General features: G+C 49.1%; 20 protein-coding genes, 2 tRNA genes and 1 riboswitch. Of the genes, 8 read left to right on the top strand and 14 right to left on the bottom strand.

All coding sequences use genetic code 11. The annotated features are described in order from the left end of the window. Nucleotides 1-2: 2 nt before the first annotated feature. Nucleotides 3-704: a monofunctional biosynthetic peptidoglycan transglycosylase gene (mtgA, locus tag ACTHTS_RS07095; protein WP_440369624.1), complete on the top strand. Its 702-nt coding sequence runs from the start codon at nucleotides 3-5 to the stop codon at nucleotides 702-704. Between the two features lie 39 nt (nucleotides 705-743). Here the strand turns inward: mtgA and pncB are convergent, their stop codons facing one another. Continuing rightward, nucleotides 744-1,964 (bottom strand): nicotinate phosphoribosyltransferase, encoded by a 1,221-nt coding sequence (gene pncB / locus ACTHTS_RS07090; protein ID WP_070712162.1) that lies wholly within the window; start codon nucleotides 1,962-1,964, stop codon nucleotides 744-746. Nucleotides 1,965-2,058: 94 nt separating this feature from the next. Next, on the bottom strand, nucleotides 2,059-3,354 hold the full coding sequence (locus ACTHTS_RS07085; protein ID WP_070734840.1) for a M23 family metallopeptidase: 1,296 nt from the start codon (nucleotides 3,352-3,354) through the stop codon (nucleotides 2,059-2,061). Nucleotides 3,355-3,716: 362 nt separating this feature from the next. Between ACTHTS_RS07085 and ACTHTS_RS07080 the strand changes: the two genes are divergently transcribed. Next, on the top strand, nucleotides 3,717-4,697 hold the full coding sequence (locus ACTHTS_RS07080; protein WP_440369623.1) for a hypothetical protein: 981 nt from the start codon (nucleotides 3,717-3,719) through the stop codon (nucleotides 4,695-4,697). Between the two features lie 6 nt (nucleotides 4,698-4,703). Here ACTHTS_RS07080 and rfaQ read toward each other — a convergent pair whose 3' ends face one another. Next, on the bottom strand, nucleotides 4,704-5,786 hold the full coding sequence (rfaQ, locus tag ACTHTS_RS07075; RefSeq protein ID WP_440369622.1) for a putative lipopolysaccharide heptosyltransferase III: 1,083 nt from the start codon (nucleotides 5,784-5,786) through the stop codon (nucleotides 4,704-4,706). Between the two features lie 147 nt (nucleotides 5,787-5,933). Then, a riboswitch (PreQ1 riboswitch) is annotated at nucleotides 5,934-5,978 on the top strand. 3 nt (nucleotides 5,979-5,981) lie between these two features. Between rfaQ and queF the strand changes: the two genes are divergently transcribed. After that, on the top strand, nucleotides 5,982-6,455 hold the full coding sequence (queF, locus tag ACTHTS_RS07070) for a preQ(1) synthase (protein ID WP_254322376.1): 474 nt from the start codon (nucleotides 5,982-5,984) through the stop codon (nucleotides 6,453-6,455). Between the two features lie 100 nt (nucleotides 6,456-6,555). Further along, complete coding sequence (locus tag ACTHTS_RS07065; protein WP_440369621.1) at nucleotides 6,556-7,233, top strand: 7-cyano-7-deazaguanine/7-aminomethyl-7-deazaguanine transporter; 678 nt, start codon at nucleotides 6,556-6,558, stop codon at nucleotides 7,231-7,233. A gap of 68 nt (nucleotides 7,234-7,301) precedes the next feature. On the opposite strand, the gene ubiM is transcribed toward ACTHTS_RS07065, so the two are convergent. From ubiM to rplU, 3 genes are all read right to left on the bottom strand, one after another. Next, complete coding sequence (ubiM, locus tag ACTHTS_RS07060; RefSeq protein ID WP_440369620.1) at nucleotides 7,302-8,486, bottom strand: 5-demethoxyubiquinol-8 5-hydroxylase UbiM; 1,185 nt, start codon at nucleotides 8,484-8,486, stop codon at nucleotides 7,302-7,304. A 274-nt stretch (nucleotides 8,487-8,760) separates the two neighbouring features. Next, complete coding sequence (gene rpmA, locus ACTHTS_RS07055) at nucleotides 8,761-9,033, bottom strand: 50S ribosomal protein L27 (protein ID WP_002212328.1); 273 nt, start codon at nucleotides 9,031-9,033, stop codon at nucleotides 8,761-8,763. Nucleotides 9,034-9,060: 27 nt separating this feature from the next. Next, the gene (gene rplU, locus ACTHTS_RS07050) at nucleotides 9,061-9,369 is read right to left on the bottom strand and encodes a 50S ribosomal protein L21 (RefSeq protein WP_002216394.1); all 309 of its coding nucleotides are present in this window, start codon (nucleotides 9,367-9,369) and stop codon (nucleotides 9,061-9,063) included. A 263-nt stretch (nucleotides 9,370-9,632) separates the two neighbouring features. On the opposite strand from rplU, the gene ispB reads away from it, so the two are divergent. From ispB to ACTHTS_RS07035, 3 genes are all read left to right on the top strand, one after another. Continuing rightward, nucleotides 9,633-10,607 (top strand): octaprenyl diphosphate synthase, encoded by a 975-nt coding sequence (ispB, locus tag ACTHTS_RS07045; protein ID WP_440369619.1) that lies wholly within the window; start codon nucleotides 9,633-9,635, stop codon nucleotides 10,605-10,607. A gap of 4 nt (nucleotides 10,608-10,611) precedes the next feature. Further along, nucleotides 10,612-11,058: a DUF441 domain-containing protein gene (locus ACTHTS_RS07040; protein ID WP_070504343.1), complete on the top strand. Its 447-nt coding sequence runs from the start codon at nucleotides 10,612-10,614 to the stop codon at nucleotides 11,056-11,058. Nucleotides 11,059-11,076: 18 nt separating this feature from the next. After that, nucleotides 11,077-11,151: transfer RNA gene (locus tag ACTHTS_RS07035), tRNA-Arg, on the top strand. 102 nt (nucleotides 11,152-11,253) lie between these two features. On the opposite strand, the gene ACTHTS_RS07030 is transcribed toward ACTHTS_RS07035, so the two are convergent. After that, a complete protein-coding gene (locus tag ACTHTS_RS07030; RefSeq protein ID WP_440369618.1) occupies nucleotides 11,254-12,411 on the bottom strand; it encodes an NnrS family protein in 1,158 nt (385 codons plus the stop codon). 86 nt (nucleotides 12,412-12,497) lie between these two features. Continuing rightward, nucleotides 12,498-12,878: a hemerythrin domain-containing protein gene (locus ACTHTS_RS07025; RefSeq protein WP_070459407.1), complete on the bottom strand. Its 381-nt coding sequence runs from the start codon at nucleotides 12,876-12,878 to the stop codon at nucleotides 12,498-12,500. Nucleotides 12,879-13,024: 146 nt separating this feature from the next. Here ACTHTS_RS07025 and ACTHTS_RS07020 point away from each other — a divergent pair, with 146 nt between their 5' ends. Next, complete coding sequence (locus ACTHTS_RS07020) at nucleotides 13,025-13,483, top strand: RrF2 family transcriptional regulator (RefSeq protein WP_004518811.1); 459 nt, start codon at nucleotides 13,025-13,027, stop codon at nucleotides 13,481-13,483. A gap of 600 nt (nucleotides 13,484-14,083) precedes the next feature. Here ACTHTS_RS07020 and ACTHTS_RS07015 read toward each other — a convergent pair. From ACTHTS_RS07015 to ACTHTS_RS06990, 6 genes are all read right to left on the bottom strand, one after another. After that, nucleotides 14,084-14,159: transfer RNA gene (locus tag ACTHTS_RS07015), tRNA-Ile, on the bottom strand. A gap of 93 nt (nucleotides 14,160-14,252) precedes the next feature. Continuing rightward, nucleotides 14,253-15,104, bottom strand: a complete 852-nt coding sequence (gene folP, locus ACTHTS_RS07010) for a dihydropteroate synthase (protein ID WP_440369617.1) — start codon at nucleotides 15,102-15,104, stop codon at nucleotides 14,253-14,255. Nucleotides 15,105-15,188: 84 nt separating this feature from the next. Continuing rightward, a complete protein-coding gene (locus tag ACTHTS_RS07005) occupies nucleotides 15,189-16,850 on the bottom strand; it encodes an electron transfer flavoprotein-ubiquinone oxidoreductase (RefSeq protein ID WP_285071206.1) in 1,662 nt (553 codons plus the stop codon). Nucleotides 16,851-16,982: 132 nt separating this feature from the next. Then, a complete protein-coding gene (locus tag ACTHTS_RS07000) occupies nucleotides 16,983-17,420 on the bottom strand; it encodes an ExbD/TolR family protein (protein WP_003686804.1) in 438 nt (145 codons plus the stop codon). A gap of 3 nt (nucleotides 17,421-17,423) precedes the next feature. Then, nucleotides 17,424-18,083, bottom strand: coding sequence for a MotA/TolQ/ExbB proton channel family protein (locus tag ACTHTS_RS06995; RefSeq protein ID WP_049332314.1), 660 nt, complete (start codon nucleotides 18,081-18,083; stop codon nucleotides 17,424-17,426). A gap of 99 nt (nucleotides 18,084-18,182) precedes the next feature. Further along, nucleotides 18,183-19,112 (bottom strand): energy transducer TonB, encoded by a 930-nt coding sequence (locus ACTHTS_RS06990; RefSeq protein WP_440369616.1) that lies wholly within the window; start codon nucleotides 19,110-19,112, stop codon nucleotides 18,183-18,185. Between the last annotated feature and the right edge of the window lie 103 nt (nucleotides 19,113-19,215).

The raw sequence follows: 19,215 nt of genomic DNA, 5'->3' as shown, positions 1-19,215 counted from the left end.
CCATGTTCCGCATCATTAAATGGCTGATTGCCCTGCCCATCGGCATCTTCATTTTCTTCAACGCTTATGTGTACGGCAACATCATTACCTACCGCGCCGTCGCGCCCAGCAAAACCGCCTTCATGTCCATGCGCATGAGCCAGTTTGCAAAAGAAGGTCGCGATGTCGATCTGGATTACCGCTGGGTGCCTTACGACCAAATCTCCGTCAACCTCAAAAAAGCCCTGATTGCTTCCGAAGACGCCAACTTTGCCGAACACAGCGGCTTTGACTGGAACGGCATCAAATACGCCATGAAACGCAATAAGCAAAGCGGCGAAGTCAAAGCCGGCGGTTCGACCATCAGCCAACAACTGGCGAAAAACCTGTTTCTCAACGAAAGCCGCAGCTACATCCGCAAAGGCGAAGAAGCGGCAATTACCGCGATGATGGAAGCGGTTACCGACAAAGACCGAATTTTCGAGCTGTATCTGAACTCAATCGAATGGCACTACGGCGTATTCGGCGCGGAAGCTGCGTCCCAGTATTTCTACAAGAAACCTGCCTCCGCCCTCACCCGCCAACAAGCCGCTAAACTCACGGCTCGCGTTCCGGCTCCGCTGTTTTACGCAGACCATCCTAAGAGCAAACGGATGCACAACAAAACCAATATCATCTTACGCCGCATGGGTTCAGCAGAATTACCCGAAAGCGATATGGATTAATTAAAAAGGCCGTCTGAACATTTCAGACGGCCTTTGTTTTTAGGCTTTCTCTTCCGGCTCCGGTACGTCAAACACTTGGCGCAGGTAAGCGAGGAAGGTGTTGTTGGTGGTCATGGTTTTGCCCGGGGAGTCGGAGAGCTTGGCGACGGATTGGCCGTTACACTCGACAAGCTTCAAGACAATGTTCAAAGGTGTGTGTCCCAAATCGTTGGTCAGGTTGGTACCGATACCGAAACTGGTTTTGAAACGGTCTTTGAAGTATTGGTGCAACGCCCATGAACGCTCAATATCGAGGCCGTCTGAAAAGGTCAGCATTTTGGTGCGGCTGTCGATTTTGAGTTTTTTGTAATGCTCGTAGGCTTTGTCGCCCCAAACATAAGGATCGCCGCTGTCGTGGCGCAGACCGTCGAAGAGTTTGGCGAAGTAAAGGTCAAAGTCGCGTAAGAAAGCATCCATGCCGACCACGTCGGTCAAGGCGATACCGAGGTCGCCGCGGTATTCGTGCACCCAACTTTCCAGCGCGGCTTTTTGGAAATTGCGCAAACGTACGTCCAAGGCTTGGAAGGCTTGGAGGAACTCGTGCGCCATGGTGCCGATGGGTGTGATGCCGAGTTTTTTGGCCAGATAAACGTTACTGGTACCGCGCACGATATCGGGAGCGGCTTCTAATAAGGTACGGATAACGTGTTCCTGCCATGCAAGGGTGTAGCGGCGGCGGGTGCCGAAATCGGAAATAAGGAACGGCGGATCATTCGGATTTTGAGTGGCCGCGATTTCTTTCAGCTGTTGCGCTTTGGCCTGCAAACGGCGCTCACCCTCTTCGATGACGGCAGGCGTTTCCAAGCGGCGGAAATAGAGTTCATTGACGATGGCAAGAATGAAAATCTCGAAGAACATCGCCTGTATCATCGGGCCTTCGATGCGGATGTTCAGACGGCCTTGATCGTCAGGGCTGACTTGGACGAAGCGGCGTTGGAGTTGGAAAAGTTCGAGATAATCGACAAAGTCGCTTTTGATAAAGCGCAGGCTGCGCAGATAGTCGAGTTCGTCATGGGTAAAGCGCAGCTGACACAGGGCGTCGAGTTCGCGTTCCAAGTCTTCTTGAATATCGGCCAGCGGATACACCATCTCTTTGTTGCGGCAGCGGAATTCGTAGAGGCTGTGGGTTTGCGGGAATTGGTGCAACACGACTTGCAGCATGGTGAATTTGTACAGGTCGGTATCAAGCAGGGATTGAATAATGGGCTGATGAGCAGACATAAGCTTTCTCTGAGTAAACGTGGGCGTTGAGGTATCGATTTTAATGGAAAAGGCCGTCTGAAAGAAACCTTATTCAGACGGCCTTTATCTTAATTTAATCCAGCTGCGCTACGGAAACCGGCAAAGAGCGAATGGTAGACAACATCGTGCTGGCATCTTTTTGCTGTTTGCGGAACGCGGCCATATTGGTCGGGGTCAATTTCGGCGTCGGCAGGGCGACGGTAGTCGGGTTGACCGGCTGGCCGTTGACGCGTGCTTCGTAGTGCAGGTGCGGACCGGTCGAACGGCCGGTTGTACCGACAAAACCAATCACTTCGCCGGCACGGACTCTGCCATCGGCAGGGCTGAACGCGCTCATGTGGCCGTACAGGGTTTCCACACCGTTGGCATGGCGAATCATCACGGTATTACCGTAGCCGCCTTTCCAACCTTTGAAAATCACTTCGCCGTCGGCAGCGGCCTTAATCGGCGTACCGGTCGGCGCGGCATAGTCGATACCGGTGTGCATACGGACGGTATGCAGAACCGGGTGGACACGGTAGCCGAACGGGGAAGAAATGCGCGTGTATGCAACAGGCTCGGTATTAAAGCCTTCTTTTTGTTGCAGGGACTTACCGTTTTGGTCGTAGTAGCTACCGCTTTCTTCGTCGCCTTTGCCTTGGCTGTAATAATAGGCTTGGTAGGTTTTGCCGTCTTTAACCACTTCAGCCGCCAAAATATCGCCGACCGCCATTTGCTGGCCGCGGAAATACATGCTGTTGTACAAAAGACGCACGGTATCGCCTTCGCCCAAGTCGCTCATATTAAACGAATCGGCAAAGATTTCTTTGAGCTGGATATACACTTCGGAAGGGATTTCGGCACGGAGCATATCGCCGATGGCGGAAGTGCGGATTTGCACGGAGCGCAGGGTCGGCATGGTTTTCATGTCGATTTCGGCATTGGAGATGCGCCATTTGCCTTTGACTTTTTCCAAAGCCACCAAGTTGCGTTCCAATTCTTCATCGGTAAAGAATTGAACGTCGGTCACTTGGCCTGAAGAATCGATGCGGATGTTGACGGATTGGTTGGTCCGCAGGTTTTTCATGTCGAGGTTGGCATTGTTTTTCGCCATGATTTGCTTGATGTCTTCTTGGTTGACACCCATGCGCGTCAAAACGTCTGCCAAAGAGTCGCCGGCTTGGACGGCTTCTTGCGCCCAATAGCTGGATTGATAGGTATTGGTTTCCACATAAACGGCAGGCAGCTCTTCGGAAATACGCTCGACTTTGAAATCAGTTTGTGCAGGTTGAGGGTCGGTAATGGCGTATGCGGTCATGATGCCTGAAGCCGGCAGCAGAAACGCTAAGAGGGTTGCTTTGAATCGAGTGGAATATTTGTTTTTAATCACGCGTTATCCTTAATGGGGCGGTCTGTTTTTGAAGTTTGCAGAATGCCGGCACATCCGGCCTGCCGCGACCGCCTGCTGGTTTAAACAGTTTTGGGGATAAAGGACTTTGAGTCTTTTTTCCGATCTGAAAATCAGGTTTTCATTCGGAATGAATGAGGTCGTGTTTGAGATTGACGTTATTATCAGGGCTATTGTGTTGATTTACACCCTGTTTTTCTGAAATTTACGCCACGCATTCTAGCATGACAGCCCGTTTTTTCCAAACCGGCCGTCTGAACGGCTCTTTTTGAGTACGTGAGGGCAAGGTTCCGAAACGCATCATTTGTCGCGTAAAATAACGGTTTTTCTATCTATTTGCGCTTATGAAGCTGACCCTCGCCCTCCCCTCGCTCAACCGCTTTGCCGACGAATCCGTCCCTGAGCTTGCCTTACCTGCTTTTAACCGTCTTTTACGTTACGGCACATTACGCAAAGAAACACTCAGGCCGTCTGAATTTTACGGCCGTCATTTGTGGAGCGGCAACCTCATTGCCCAAGTGCAACGTTTACGCCACACAAGCCAAAAACGCACAGCCGCTTTTGCCTCTCCGGTTTGGCAACAGATGGGCATGCACCATGTCAACATTATCAGCGGCGAGTTTATCGGCATCCAAAAAGAGGAGGCTCAACGGTTATGTGCGGATTTGTCGGCGTTTTATCAAGATAAAGATTGGCAATTCGAGCCGCTTTGCGAAAGCATGTGGCTGCTCAGTATGCCGAAGATTGAAGATTGGGGCGCGGAATGTGTTTTAGATGTGTGCGGGCAGCCGGAAATGGACGGTCAGGCACACGGCAAAGATGCGGTGTCCTGGTTGGCCATGCAGACGGAAATCCAAATGTTTCTCCACACGCATCCGATTAACCAAGCGCGTGAACAACAAGGATTGCCGGAAATCAACGGTTTGTGGCTGTGGAATGATGCGGACGGTACACAATCTGCGGATATCGTCGCCTCAGACAGCGCATGGGCGCGTTTTTCAGATACGCCCAACCTCGATGCGCCGTATGATTTAAAGGCTTGGTTTGAGATGGTTCAAGAAACAGGCAACACGGTTTCAGACGGCCTTATCTTTTTGGACAACTTGGTTTCCACCTTACAGACAGGCGATGTTTGGGCATACAAAGATATTTTGGAAGGCTGGGAAACCCGTTGGTTTGCGCCTTTATGGGACGCACTCGCTTCAGGCCGTCTGAAAACCGTGTGCATTACTACAGACGGCGAAAACGGCGGCACGCTGGAAATCGGCCGCCGTTCCAAATGGGCATTTTGGCGCAAAGCTAAAACGTTTAACGGATCGTGGTAAACGGTTTTAAGCCTCCAACGCTTCCAATTTAGCCGAAATTCTATCCCACACATCCTGCAAAGGAATCGCTTTCAACAAACGTGTCGGATCGTTGGTGTCGATACTGTCGGGGTTGGGTAATTCGGCATAATCGCCGGCATAAATGACTTCGGCCTGCTCAGAATACGGACGCCATTTATCCACCCATGACGCGCCAAACAAGGCGATTTGCGGTTTATCCAAAGCAGCGGCGATGTGCATCGGTGCGGAATCGACACCGACAAACAGCTTGGCGCCCTCAATAGCCGCCGCCAATTCACGCAGGCTCAAGCATCCGGACAACACATATACTTTTCTGCCCTCCGGAATATTCAGACGACCTATAATTTCCTGAAGCATGTATTGCTCGACAGTGTCTGGAGAAGCAGTCAATACGACATTCTGTCTGCTGTTGAGCAGAAGCTGTACGATGGCGGCGTTTTTGCCGTCTTCCCAACATTTGAAATGCCAAAGCGCACCCGGGTGCAGCAACACATAATCTTCGCCGCTCCACCCCTGCTCATGCAATTTCTGCCGCATACTTTCCCTTGCATCTTGTGCCACCCAAAGGCGTACCTTCGCATCGGCCACGTTTTCCGGCTGGATAAGCGGCGCAAGGATATTCAATTGGTTTTCAACGATATGATGGCTGGTATCCAGCTCATGGTTGATAAAATCATGACAGAAACGCCACCAGAAACCGTCACGCTTGATGCAGTCCAAACCCACGCTACAACGGGCGCACAGTTTGGCGATTACCGCCGCGCGCCATTGGTCGGACAGGTTGAAAGCCCAGTCGTAATCGCGTGCCTTCAGCTTAGACAAAAGGTTTTTCTCACACGCCAACTGCTTGAATACGCCCAACTTCTTCCAATTTCGATCAATGGTAAAAATCTGCGCAATCTGCGGATTATCGGCAATCAGCTGCTCCGTACCGGCATACACCAGCATATCAATTTCGCAATCGGGGAAACGGGTTTTCAGCGCATCGACCACTGGCGTGCTCAACAGCACATCGCCATGATGGCGCAATTTGATGATCAGAATACGTTTGGGTTGAGCTAAAGACATACAAAACTTTCAGACGGCCTGTTGATTGGTTGCTATTGTAAAGCGGAAAACAGGTTTCATAAAATACAAAACAGGCCGTCTGAAACCTATCCTGCTGATTCATCGCTATAAAATCCGCACAAGTCATGCAATTTATATTACAATCCGCACCCCGTGGTTCGAAAACCTCCCACATTAAAAAACTAAGGAAACCTCATGTCCCGCAACAATGAAGAGCTGCAAGGCATCTCCCTTTTGGGCAACCAGAAAACCCAATACCCAAGCGAATACGCGCCTGAAATTTTGGAAGCGTTCGACAACAAACACCCCGACAACGACTATTTCGTCAAATTCGTCTGCCCCGAGTTCACCAGCCTCTGCCCGATGACCGGCCAGCCCGACTTTGCCACCATCTACATCCGCTACATCCCCCATATCAAAATGGTGGAAAGCAAATCACTGAAACTCTATCTCTTCAGCTTCCGCAACCACGGCGACTTCCATGAAGACTGCGTCAACATCATCATGAAAGACCTCATCGCCCTGATGGATCCGAAATACATCGAAGTATTCGGCGAATTCACACCGCGCGGCGGCATCGCCATTCATCCGTTTGCCAACTACGGCAAAGCAGGCACAGAGTTTGAAGCTTTGGCACGCAAACGCCTGTTTAAACACGATGCACAATAATCCCGTTCAGACGGCCTAACGCCCTTTTCATTGCATGACTTTCTCTATTGCACAGTCTCGCAAGGCTTCATGCTGTCTGAAAAACTTCTGAAAGATTCCCATGTACGAATTTACTGCCGCACAGCAGAAGAAAGCGCTCTTCTGGCTGGTGCTTTTCCATATTTTTATTATTGCCGCCAGCAACTATCTGGTGCAGTTCCCCTTTCAAATTTTCGGTATTTTTACCACTTGGGGCGCATTTTCCTTCCCCTTTATCTTCCTCGCTACCGACCTGACCGTACGCATTTTTGGCGCGCCGTTGGCAAGACGGATTATTTTTTGGGTGATGTTCCCCGCCCTGCTGCTCTCTTACGTCTTCTCCGTCCTCTTTCATGACGGCAACTGGACAGGCTGGGCATCTTTAACCAAATTTAACACCTTCGTCGGTCGTATCGCATTGGCCAGCTTTTCCGCCTATGCGCTCGGGCAAATCCTCGATATTTTTGTGTTCAACAGATTACGCCGTCTGAAATCATGGTGGATTGCCCCCACCGCTTCCACCGTTGTCGGCAACGCTTTGGACACGCTGGTATTTTTCGCCATTGCCTTTTACGCCAGCAACGATGAATTTATGGCGGCAAACTGGCAGGGCATCGCATTTGTCGATTATCTGTTCAAACTCGCCATCTGCACCCTCTTCTTCCTGCCTGCCTACGGCATCGTATTGAGCATCTTGACCAAAAAACTGACTTCCTTAAACGTCCGTCAAGAAATGCCCGAATCGGTTTTAGCCGAATAAGCAGTAGATAAAAAACAAGGCCGTCTGAAACTGTAATCGTTCAGACGGCCTTTTATATTTTCAAATGATTAACCGGTCAATTGCTTGGTAATCAGTTTTTTCAGCGGCGGAAAGTTATTGCTTGCACGCAATACCAAACTGCGCAGCAGTTTTGCCGGAGCAGTTTCATTGGTAAAGAGTTTCAGCAACATATTGGTGCCGTGGTAAATCGGATGGGCGTGGAGCATATGCTTGGTGCTGTATTTTTCCAGCAGGCTCTTCGCACCAATATCCTGACCGCGTTGCTCGGCTTCAAGCACCAATTTAGCCAAAAGATCAGCACTTGCCAGACCCAAGTTGAAACCGTGCGCAGTAACTGGATGCATACCGACTGCGGCATCGCCGATCAACGCGCTGCGTTTGCCGTAGAAACGTTGGGCAATCATGCCGACCAAAGGATAATTGTGAATGGTGCTGACCAATTCCATATCGCCCAAACGGCCTTTGAGTTGTTCTTTCACACTGGCTGCCAATTCTTCCGGCGACATATTTTTAATCGTTTCAGCTTTATCGCTGTCCACCGTAATCACTGTATTGGTCAAGTGTTCTTCCAAAGGCAGCAACGCAATGGTGCGGCCGTAGTGGAAGCATTCATATGCAGTATGCAGGTTGGACAGAGTATGCTTCATGCGGCACACAAACATGGTACGGCTGTAATCGTGCATATCGGAAGAAATGCCCAGTTGACGGCGCGTTTGCGAGAAGCGGCTATCCGCGGCCAACAACAGACGGCCGGTCAATACTTCGCCGCTTTCCAAAATAACTTGCGCCTCATCGTCAGAAGTTTTGACTTCTTTAACATTGGTGCCGGTCAGAATTTTCACGTTGTCCAATTTGGACACGACTTCATAAGCGGCTTTGCGGATATTGTGGTTAGAAATCAAATAGCCCAAGCAGTCTGCAGGCTCGCCGCGCGCCTGAGTCGGTTGCGGGAAGTGGAGCTGGTAATCGGAATGGCCGTTCAACACTTTGGCATCGCGCAAAGGATAAATTTCGTCTTTTGGAATCAAATCCCACATACCCAATCGCTGCATGATTTCGCGCGACAAGTGTGTCAGTGCGATTTCACGGCCGTCATACGGCGGATTTTGCAACACTTCTAAAGGACTTCTTTCAATCAGGGTTATGTTCAAACCGCTTCCAGCCAACTCTGCGGCAAAACTTAATCCGGCAGGGCCTGCGCCGACGACGAGAATATCACTGTGTAAGCTCATGGGAGGAATTCCTTGTATTCAACTGATACGGATTTTTTCAGACGGCCTTAAGTTTACTGTGTTTAGCTACATGAGGGTAAATCAAAGGCATTTGATAGATTATATAGAAAGAGTCGATAGAATAAAACAAAGGCCATCGATTGTAAGCGCGTTTTTACTTTGACCTTAATATAAATCAAGCTTCACGACATACGGATTTTATCAAACAGACAAAACAGCCTGACAAACAAAAACCGCATTCCGAAAAGGAATGCGGCTTTCAATCGTAAAACGATTATTCTTCAGAACCGGTGTAAGGACGGATGCTGACGGTTTTACGGTTCAGCGCGCCTTTGGTTTTGAATTCAACGTAACCGTCGACTTTAGCAAACAAAGTGTGGTCTTTGCCCATACCTACGTTGTCACCTGCGTGGAATTTAGTACCACGTTGACGAACGATGATAGAGCCTGCCGGAATCAGCTCGTTGCCGTAAGCTTTAACGCCCAAGCGTTTGGCTTCTGAATCGCGACCGTTGCGGGTGCTACCGCCTGCTTTTTTACTTGCCATTTGTAATACTCCTGAACTTACTTGAAATTAGGCGATTGCCACGATTTCGATTTGGGTGAAATTTTGGCGATGGCCTTGGCGTTTTTGGTAGTGTTTGCGACGACGCATTTTGAAAATGCGTACTTTCTCGCCACGACCATGAGCAACGACTTTAGCTGTTACTTTTGCGCCTTCGATAAAAGGTGCGCCTACTTTTACAGATTCGCCGTCAGCAATCATCAAAACTTCAGTCAGTTCGATTTGGCTGTCGAGTTCGGCTGGTATCTGTTCTACTTTCAATTTTTCGCCAACGGAAACTTTGTATTGTTTACCGCCGGTTTTTACGACCGCGTACATACTCAACTCCATGAGAATTAGGTTAACATTCCGCACACCATGTGCGAAACGAGCTATTCTATTTCTATTTGCCTGTTTTGTCAAAATTTATTTTATTTACAAGTGAAAAGGCCGTCTGAAAGATATGTTGCATGCTTTTTAACTGATATAATCACGCGCTGGATTGCTGATATCTTTATGCAACGTTATTACCCCGACCGAATGTACGGGTTTAAACAGATTCATTGGAGCCTCCGCTCCGTTTTATCAACAGAGAATGTTTTATGCTCGAAAACCTGCCTTACTTCCAACGCCACCTGCCCGATGACCTTGCCAAAGTTAATGCGGTCATCAACCAAGCTGTTCAATCTGATGTCGCACTGATTTCGCAAATCGGCACATACATCATCAGCGCGGGCGGTAAGCGCCTGCGTCCGATTATTACCATTTTGGCAGGCAAAGCAGTCGGGCATGACGATGAAAAACTGTACTCGCTGGCAGCGATGGTGGAATTCATCCACACCTCCACCCTCCTGCACGACGATGTCGTCGATGAAAGCGATTTGCGCCGCGGCCGTAAAACCGCAAACAACCTCTTCGGCAACGCGGCGGCTGTTTTGGTCGGCGACTTCCTCTATACACGCGCCTTCCAACTGATGGTTGATTCTGGCAGCATGCGTATCTTGGAAGTGATGGCAGATGCGACCAACATCATCGCCGAAGGCGAAGTCATGCAGCTGATGAACATCGGCAATACGGATATTACCGAAGAGCAATACGTCCAAGTTATCCAATACAAAACAGCAAAACTGTTTGAAGCGGCCGCGCAAGTCGGCGCAATTTTGGGCAAGGCTACCCCCGAACACGAGCAAGCCTTGAAAGACTACGGCATGTACGTCGGTACGGCTTTCCAAATCATTGACGATGTATTGGACTACTCAGGCGAAACCGATGAAATCGGCAAAAACGTCGGCGACGATTTGGCAGAAGGCAAACCTACCCTGCCATTGATTTACCTGATGCGAAACGGCTCCGAGCAGGCTGCAAACGATGTGCGCCACGCTTTGGAAAATGCCGACCGCAGCTATTTTGAAAAAATCCACGACTATGTCGTCAACTCCGACGCTTTGCCGTATTCGATTTCCGAGGCGAAAAAAGCCGTCGACAAAGCCATCGCTTCATTGGACGTGTTGCCTGACAGCGAAGTCAAAGATGCCATGATCCAACTGGCAAAAGAATCCTTGGCCCGAGTATCTTAATCCGATGAATTTCAGCTTTGTCCCTTTGTTTCTGGTTACGCTGATTTTTTTGGGCGTTGTCAGCAACAACAACTCGATTACGATTTCGGCAGCGGTATTGCTGCTCATGCAGCAGACGGCCTTGTCACAATATCTTCCCTTGGTGGAAAAACACGGTTTGCACCTGGGCATCATCCTGCTGACCATCGGTGTATTGAGCCCGCTGGTTTCCGGTAAAATCCAAATTCCGCCGGTTTCTGAGTTTATCAATTTCAAAATGATTGCCGCCGTCCTTATCGGCATTTTGGTTGCCTGGCTTGCCGGACGCGGCGTTCCATTGATGAGCGAACAGCCTGTTTTGGTAACCGGATTATTAATCGGCACAGTCATCGGCGTTGCCTTTATCGGCGGTATTCCGGTCGGCCCTTTGATTGCCGCCGGCTTATTGTCTTTTTTTGCCGGAAAGGTTTAAAATCCCCTCCTTTACCGCCTCGCCATAGTTCAACGGATAGAACGTATGCCTCCTAAGCGTAAAATACAGGTTCGATTCCTGTTGGCGAGGCCACAGTCTCAATGAAAGCCTTTCATACGTTGAAAGGCTTTTGTGTTATCAAGAAATAAAGGCCGTCTGAAAATTTTCAGACGGCCTTTTCATTTTGCCAAACCATTAACCCGGACGACCATCCGAACGCGGACGGATCAACCAAGGAATATATTTCCATGCGTACAACAACAAAGAAGCGGCAAACAAAGCGGCGGAGCAACGGATACTGTGCGTATATGCTGTACCGCTCACAAAGGTTGCCAAAACACGGACAACCGTTGCGGCTATCATCAACCAAAAGGCAACAGGAACCACTTTAGGCGGCGGATAAATGGAGTTGCCGGTATGGCCAAGCGCAGTTCGCGCCATCATGCCCAAAGTCAGCACGCCGATACCGCCAACGCCGATAAGGTGTACGCCCAAATTCAGGAAACTTGAAATCCAATAGGAAAGACCGACCGCAATCAAACCCAAGCCGGTAAACAGATAGCCGGCAAACAAAATCCAAAGCATAGGCTCTTTCAGCACGGCTTTATACCACCAGCGGTACACCTGCACGGTAAAAATCACACCGGCAGCCAGAGCAAACAACGCGGCCAGTCCCGGCAAAATGTTATGCGCCATCAGCATGGCGGTCAGCATAGGCAGCCAAAGTGAAGCGTGCGCTACCCATTGAGGGCTGGGAATTTGCGGCACATTCAGGCGCTTGGACGTAAAGAACGAGATAATCCGCATACCGATCAAACCGATAAATCCGGCCACCATAATCAAACCGGATTGCAAACCGGTCATCAGCGCGATGGCATCAAACGGCTGCATTTTCATATGGAACGCGAAATGGGTGCCACCCAAAACAAAAATAGCAAATACGGCAACATAGTTGCGCTTATTTTGAGAACGGATTACCGGCAAAGCCATGCACACCGCGCCATACCAGAAAAAGATCGTACCGAATATACCGCTTGCCGTCGCACCCCAGCCGGGAATAAACGCACACAAACGCGCAAGCAGCCAAAATGCGGTCAAACCTGCCAACGCCTTACCGCGTGTAGGCGGCTGGCCAGTCCAAGTTGCCACGGCCGTCAGCAAGAATGCAATGACAACCAATCCGGCGTAGCCCCAAATCATTTCATGGGCATGCCAATACAAACCCGGCAATTCAGGCGTACCCTGATAGCCGAAGCCCCAAAGCAATATAGACAATGCGCCATACAAAGCCGCCAACGAGTAAAACGGGCGGAAGGCCATTGCCCATACAGGATGTTTGAACAAATCGTTCATGGTGGTTCCTTCAATTTTTATATCATCATAAAACAGCAACAGAGGCCGTCTGAAACTTTTCAGACGGCCATCGATTCCCTTCCCTATTACACATTCTCAGGCAAAGGCAAAAAAGGTTCAATCGCAGGAAAAAGCTCGCGTTCCTCAAAACGCGCATGATCGCGCAAAGTTACCGCAAAATCCTTATTCCATGATTCATTCATATATTCAGGATGAGCCATCATCGCACGCAGCTTGGCATGATCGCCTTCAAAACGCTGCCTCAACGCCGGATCAACCTTATCCCAATACGGCGCAAACATGGTTTCCTCCTCCAAAAAATGTGGCTCAAGCTCCACAAAATGAGGATCCAGCTCCGCTTGATGGCTTTGCTCCGGCGTACGCAGGAGGCGGACACACAACGACAGCGAGCCATGATGTTCGCGGGAAAGTTCTATTAAGGCAGGATGGCGTTTCAAGGGCTTCATAAGTTCGTTATAATGGTAACAGTTTGTCAAACTGGATTAATTCAAATGTTTCAGATATTATGAAACCCAATCCCACATAAAGTCAAACAGCCCCTCTCCAAGCACTACGCTTTTGACATATAATAAAAATATCTAAAGAGCCAGCCATGTATCTGACCCAACATACCGATTACGGATTGCGCGTATTGGTTTATACCGCCATCAACGACGACACCCTCGTCAATATCGGCACCATTGCCGAGACTTACAATATTTCCAAAAGCCATTTGATGAAAGTGGTTACCTCATTAGTCAAAGGCGGTTTTCTGGTCAGCGTGCGCGGCAAAGGCGGCGGTTTGCGCTTGGCAGACAATCCTGAAAACATCAATATCGGTGCAGTTGTACGCCATCTTGAGCCGATGCAGGTCGTCGAATGCATGGGCGACAACAACGAATGCCTCATCACCCCTTCCTGCCGACTGACCGGTATCATCACCGGCGCCATCAAAGCCTTCTTTAATCATTTAGATCAATACTCACTGCAAGATCTGCTGGACAAGCCGACTTACGACATACTTTATACACCGCGCATCCCGATTAACGAAATACGCGGAACGGCCGACTAAATCTTCAGGCCGTCTGAAAACAATCCAGCCATACTGAAATGGTATTACTTAAATAATTAAAAATACCGTCTGAAATGACGATTTTCAGACGGCATTGGTTTACAAAACACTCTACAGCTTAAATAGCTGACTTTCATTCGATAGGTTAATTTTTATACTAAATATGTCGAATATAAGACAATAGAAAAACCTAAAATAAGAATAATCATAGCAACCGTAAAATTTATTCTTAATACTTTCAAATAAAATTTATTGGAGATTTTTTGCACTCCAAACAGCACCTTGAAAAAATTAAATTGCATTCTTCTAGCAATAAACAGATATTCAAAAAAACCCGCATTCATCCCTTCTAATTTTGATATTTTATATAGCATTACTAGATTAATGATAATTACAATAAAATACACAAATACTAAAAAAAAAACAGAAAATAAGGCAATAACTCCACCAAACTACTCCTTCTTTTTAAAAAGAATTTTCCCTAAAAAACATATTGGACGACATAACCGAATTGCTATACTCGACATTATATTCCAATCCTTCACAAACCAATAAATACAAAAATGCCCGAAGCCAAAAGCCTCGGGCATTTTTAATATTTGGTGGGTCCGGTGGGTTTCGAACCCACGACCAAGGGATTATGAGTCCCCTGCTCTAACCCCTGAGCTACAGACCCGTCAAGAGTAGATGCGGATTATAGCATAACTTGTTGCTTGTTCAAGATGCTGGGCAAATGTTTCAGACGGCCTGTTGGTTTTCTATTCGGGCATTATGCCGATACGCCCAATGCTTCCCAAACTTTCAAGGCATCAGCCGTTGCTTTGACATCATGAACACGGATGATTTGCGCGCCTCGGGCGACTGTGGCCAATGCGGCTGCGACGCTGCCGTGTACGCGTTTGGCGGCATCTTGTTCGCCTGTCAGTTCGCCAATCATACGTTTGCGCGATACGCCGATCAGAAGTGGGAATCCAGTTGTGTCCATCAACTCAGGCAAATGTTTTATCAGGGTGATGTTGTGTTGCAGGTTTTTGCCGAAACCGAAGCCTGGGTCTAGCGTGATGCGTTCAGGGGCAATGCCTGCTTGAACGCATTCTGCCGCGCGTGCTTTTAAATAACGTGCGACTTCTTCGACGACATCTTGATATTGCGGATTAAGCTGCATGGTTTTAGGCAAACCCTGCATGTGCATGAGACACACGCCTGTCTTCGGCTGTTGTGCCAGCAATGCGACTGCGCCTTCATCACTCAATGCGGCAACATCGTTGATAATATCGACGCCGCCTTGCGCCAAGGCTTTTTCCATAATTACCGTACGGCGCGTGTCCAAGCTAACGGGAACATTCCACTTGGCTACTTCCGCCAAAACCGGCTGCACCCTGGCCCATTCTTCTTCGAGAGAAACATCATCCGAACCCGGGCGGGTAGATTCGCCGCCGATATCGAGAATATCCGCGCCGTCTTTCAGCAGCTGCTCGGCATGTGCCAATGCTATTTGGACATTTTGCGAATAGGTTCCGCCATCGGAAAATGAATCGGGGGTCAGATTGACGATGCCCATGATTTTCGGTTTGTCTAAGGCGATTTCAAATCGGCCTGCCTGCCAAATGTGCGTGTTCATAATGCTTCCATTGATGAAATAATAGGATAGAGGCCGTCTGAAACTTTTCAGACGGCCTTTAGGTTTTGACTTTAAAACAGTCAATTACATTCCGCCGTAATTCGGCCCGCTTGCGCCTTCGGGGCAAATCCAAGTGATGTTTTGCGTCGGGTCTTTGATGTCGCACGTTTTGCAGTGGACGCAGTTGGCAGCGTTGATTTGCAGGCGCGGACTGCCGTTTTCTTCGACGATTTCATATACGCCGGCCGGACAATAGCGGGTTTCGGGCGAGGCGTATTCTTTGTAGTTTACGTCTATCATGACCTGCGGATTTTTCAGCACCAAATGGTCGGGCTGGTTTTCTTCGTGCGCAAGGTTGGCGAGGAAAACGCTGCTTAAGCGGTCGAAGGTCAACACGCCGTCGGGCTTCGGATAATCAATCGGCTTGCATTCGGCTGCTTTTTTGAGCTGCTCGTTGTCTTTGCCGTGATGTTTCAAAGTCCACGGGGCTTTGCCTCTGAAAATCATTTGGTCGATACCGGTATAGATTGAGCCGAGGTAAACGCCCCATTTGAATGACGGACGGACATTGCGCGCGGCGTAAAGCTCTTGATACAGCCAGCTTTGTTCAAAGCGTTGCTGATAATCGGCCGCTTCTTTGCCGCTGTCGAAGCTTTCCACTTCTTCGAGGTTTTCCAACAAAGGGAACACGGCTTCTGCAGCAAGCATGGCGGATTTCATGGCCGTATGGATGCCTTTGATGCGCGGCATATTCAGGAAGCCAGCCGCATCGCCGACCAAAACGCCTCCTTTAAACGAGAGTTTCGGCAGGCTTTGCAAACCGCCTTCAATCAGCGAACGCGCGCCGTAAGCAATACGGCGGCCGCCTTCAAAGGTTTTGCGGATTTCGGGATGGGTTTTGAAACGTTGGAACTCTTCAAACGGCGACAGATAAGGGTTTTGATAATCCAAGCCGACCACAAAGCCGACAGCGACTTTGTTTTCGTCAAAATGATAAATAAACGAACCGCCGTAGGTTTTGCTGTCCAACGGCCAGCCTGCACTGTGCATCACCAAACCAGGCTGATGTTTTTCAGACGGCACTTCCCAAATTTCTTTAATGCCCAAACCGTAAGTTTGCGGCTCGCTGTTTTGGTCGAGCTTAAATTGTTCAATGACTTGCTTGGAAAGCGAACCGCGACAGCCTTCGGCAAACAGGGTTTGCTGCGCCCAAAGCTCCATGCCGGGCTGAAATGAATCGGTCGGTTCGCCGTCTTTGCCCACACCCATATTGCCGGTCGCAATGCCTTTGACCGAACCGTCTTCGTGATACAGCACTTCGGCAGCGGCAAAGCCCGGATAGATTTCCACGCCCAAATTTTCCGCCTGCTCCGCCAGCCAGCGGACAACTTCGCCCAAGCTGGCGATGTAGTTCGCATGGTTGTCGAAATTCGGGGTAACCGGCAAGTTGAAGGCTTTTTTCTCGGTCAGGAACAAAACCCTGTCTTTCGTCACTGTACGCGTCAGCGGCGCGCCTTTTTCTTTCCAATCAGGAATCAGCTCATTCAAAGAAATCGGATCGATGATGGCACCGGCAAGCGAGTGCGCACCGGCCTCCGAACCCTTCTCCACCACACAAACACTGATTTCGCGTCCATTCTTTTCAGCAAGCTGCTTGAGTTTGATGGCGGCGGACAAACCCGACGGGCCTGCGCCGACAATCACGACATCGTATTGCATACTGTCGCGCTCGATGGTTTCTGTCATAGTGGTTCCTGTATTGTCATTATTCAATTTAATCCGCTAATTATACAGCCTGGACATATAGTTACCAAATACAACAAAAGGCCGTCTGAAACTTTACTCAAATTTCAGACGGCCTTTACTGTATTCAAAAGATTATTGCGCTTTGGTTTCCGTTACAAAACCGATTTTGCTGATACCGGCTTCGCGCGCCGCTTGCAGGGCTTGGTTGACATAATCGTATTCAACCGCTTTATCCGCCGCAATCGCCACAATCACATCTTCGTTTTTCGCTTTGGCTTCTTTCAGCTTGGCAGTTACCGTTGCCAAATCCACTTTGGTATCGGAATCGCCACCAACGACATAAGCACCACTGGCATCAATGCTCAAACGCAAAGGATCTTTAGGCTGCTGCTTATCCTCTTTCGCCGCTTTTTCCGAAGCAGTCGGCAACTCCAAAGGAATCGAGTGAGTCAGCACCGGCATGGTAATCATAAATACAATCAGCAACACCAGCATCACGTCCACTAAAGGCGTAACGTTGATATCCGACATCGGCGCATCATCGCCGGAATTCATTGATCCGAAAGCCATGGTTTAATCCTTTTGGTTCAGAAGGCGGACATGCAGGTCATGTGCAAATGCGTCCATATCTTGCGCGATGGTTTTCGTACCGCGATTGAGGAAGTTGTACGCCAATACAGCCGGAATCGCTACAAACAGGCCGACGGCAGTCGATACCAAAGCCTCACCAATCGGACCGGCTACCGCAGCAATGCTCATTTGACCGCTTTCGCTGATGCCGATCAGGGCATGGTAAATACCCCAAACAGTACCCAACAGGCCGATAAACGGAGCGGTTGCGCCGATAGAGGCCAAAGCAGTCATACCGTAGTCGAACTGACGCATGGTTTGGGACATGCTGTTGCGGATGTGAACAACCAAGTATTCGTTCAAAGGCAATTCGTCAATCAGCGATTTGCTTGTCGTTTGACGGTAGTTTTGGTATGCGCGCAGAGACTCATCGGCAACATTGCTCATCGGTGCTTCTACCGCTTTGGCTTTCTGTACAGCATCGGCCAGCGTAAACGCATTCAACATCAACTCTTTTACCTGAGCATTGCCTTTTTTCGCTTTACGGTATTTGATGCAGCGGATCACGATAACGCTCCATGTTACCACGCTCATCAACAACATCAGGACAAATACACCAATCAGTACCACATCACCTGATTTGAAAACTAAACTTAAATCCATAATTTTTCCAAGTTAAAAATAAAATTAAAATTTCTATCGGGTCATTTAAAAATTTCCCAACAGCATATATTTCTAATCAATCAGCTTAGGCCTAGATACTTATTCGAGCGTGAATTTGACAGGTACTTTAAATTCAGTCCAAACGCTTGCATGACAGCTACCATCTTTAACGGCTTTACGCGCTGCATTATCCAGACGACTATAACCACTTGATTTATTCACACTAATTGAATCCACTTTACCGCCGGGACCAACCAAGACTTTCAAAACAACCAAGCCCTCTTCACCATTTTCAGTGGACAGTGAAGGATACGGAGGTCTTGGAATATGGCAGGTTCCTTTTGCAGGATTGCCTTTACTGCTGCCGGCACCTGTACCGCTGCCACCACCTCCGCCACCGGTACCGGAGCCATGTTCGCCTTTCGCACCACCGCTGCCGGATCCGCTGCCTTCGCCACGGCCGCTGCCTGTACCTTTCGTACCGCCGCCGTTACCTCTACCTTCTCCGCCCAAGGCTTTGCCTTCGCCGTTGCCTTTACCGTTTTCAGCAGTATTCGGCCCGGTTTTGCTGCCTGAGTATTCCGATGCTTTTGGAGACAGTTTAGGTTCCGCCTTCGGCTCTGGTTTTGGTTCAGGTTTTGGCTCGGGCTTCGGCTCAGGTTTGGGTTCCGGCTTAGGCTCGGGCTTAGGTTTCTCAATAGGTTTCGGTTTTTCCTTTTGCTGTACGATATCCGCTTTTTCTTTTTTCGTTACCACAGGTTTGATAACAGGTTTGGGCGGCTCGACAGGCTTAGGTTTGGGTTTCGGCTTGGGTTTAGGTTGTTCGGGGGTAGACTCGGGGGCGGCAGGTGCGCCTTCGCCCTCAGGACTACCGTCGCCACCGCCGAAATCGCCTAAATCGACAAATTCAATATTCGCCATTTCGACAGGAGGCGGTTTGTGCGCGTGCCATAAAAGTGCAACCAAGCCGACGTGAATCAACGCAACGGAAGTCACGACGGCTGGAGTTAAAATTCGTTTTTTATCCATAATTCCGTTATGTTAATAGCAACAATTCCCGTTTGCAAGTCGTTTTACAGTCAAAATAAGCATTAATGCTTATAGAGAAAGTTTATAGACCTGCTGTTTTAAA

The sequence above is a fragment of the Neisseria sp. P0019.S003 genome (genome assembly GCF_051957115.1).
Classification (GTDB): Bacteria; Pseudomonadota; Gammaproteobacteria; order Burkholderiales; family Neisseriaceae; genus Neisseria; species Neisseria flavescens_D.
This window is presented reverse-complemented; position numbering and strand designations above follow the sequence as displayed.

Coding starts and splice junctions, on each gene's coding strand:
- rfaQ (WP_440369622.1), bottom strand. CDS start 5,786: ATGTCTTTAGCTCAACCCAAACGTATTCTGATCATCAAATTGCGCCAT.
- folP (WP_440369617.1), bottom strand. CDS start 15,104: ATGAACACGCACATTTGGCAGGCAGGCCGATTTGAAATCGCCTTAGAC.
- ACTHTS_RS07025 (WP_070459407.1), bottom strand. CDS start 12,878: ATGAAGCCCTTGAAACGCCATCCTGCCTTAATAGAACTTTCCCGCGAA.
- ACTHTS_RS06990 (WP_440369616.1), bottom strand. CDS start 19,112: ATGGATAAAAAACGAATTTTAACTCCAGCCGTCGTGACTTCCGTTGCG.
- ACTHTS_RS07005 (WP_285071206.1), bottom strand. CDS start 16,850: ATGACAGAAACCATCGAGCGCGACAGTATGCAATACGATGTCGTGATT.
- rpmA (WP_002212328.1), bottom strand. CDS start 9,033: ATGGCAAGTAAAAAAGCAGGCGGTAGCACCCGCAACGGTCGCGATTCA.
- ubiM (WP_440369620.1), bottom strand. CDS start 8,486: ATGAGCTTACACAGTGATATTCTCGTCGTCGGCGCAGGCCCTGCCGGA.
- ispB (WP_440369619.1), top strand. CDS start 9,633: ATGCTCGAAAACCTGCCTTACTTCCAACGCCACCTGCCCGATGACCTT.
- ACTHTS_RS07080 (WP_440369623.1), top strand. CDS start 3,717: ATGAAGCTGACCCTCGCCCTCCCCTCGCTCAACCGCTTTGCCGACGAA.
- ACTHTS_RS07065 (WP_440369621.1), top strand. CDS start 6,556: ATGTACGAATTTACTGCCGCACAGCAGAAGAAAGCGCTCTTCTGGCTG.
- pncB (WP_070712162.1), bottom strand. CDS start 1,964: ATGTCTGCTCATCAGCCCATTATTCAATCCCTGCTTGATACCGACCTG.
- ACTHTS_RS07040 (WP_070504343.1), top strand. CDS start 10,612: ATGAATTTCAGCTTTGTCCCTTTGTTTCTGGTTACGCTGATTTTTTTG.
- ACTHTS_RS07000 (WP_003686804.1), bottom strand. CDS start 17,420: ATGGCTTTCGGATCAATGAATTCCGGCGATGATGCGCCGATGTCGGAT.
- queF (WP_254322376.1), top strand. CDS start 5,982: ATGTCCCGCAACAATGAAGAGCTGCAAGGCATCTCCCTTTTGGGCAAC.
- rplU (WP_002216394.1), bottom strand. CDS start 9,369: ATGTACGCGGTCGTAAAAACCGGCGGTAAACAATACAAAGTTTCCGTT.
- ACTHTS_RS07020 (WP_004518811.1), top strand. CDS start 13,025: ATGTATCTGACCCAACATACCGATTACGGATTGCGCGTATTGGTTTAT.
- ACTHTS_RS07030 (WP_440369618.1), bottom strand. CDS start 12,411: ATGAACGATTTGTTCAAACATCCTGTATGGGCAATGGCCTTCCGCCCG.
- mtgA (WP_440369624.1), top strand. CDS start 3: ATGTTCCGCATCATTAAATGGCTGATTGCCCTGCCCATCGGCATCTTC.
- ACTHTS_RS06995 (WP_049332314.1), bottom strand. CDS start 18,083: ATGGATTTAAGTTTAGTTTTCAAATCAGGTGATGTGGTACTGATTGGT.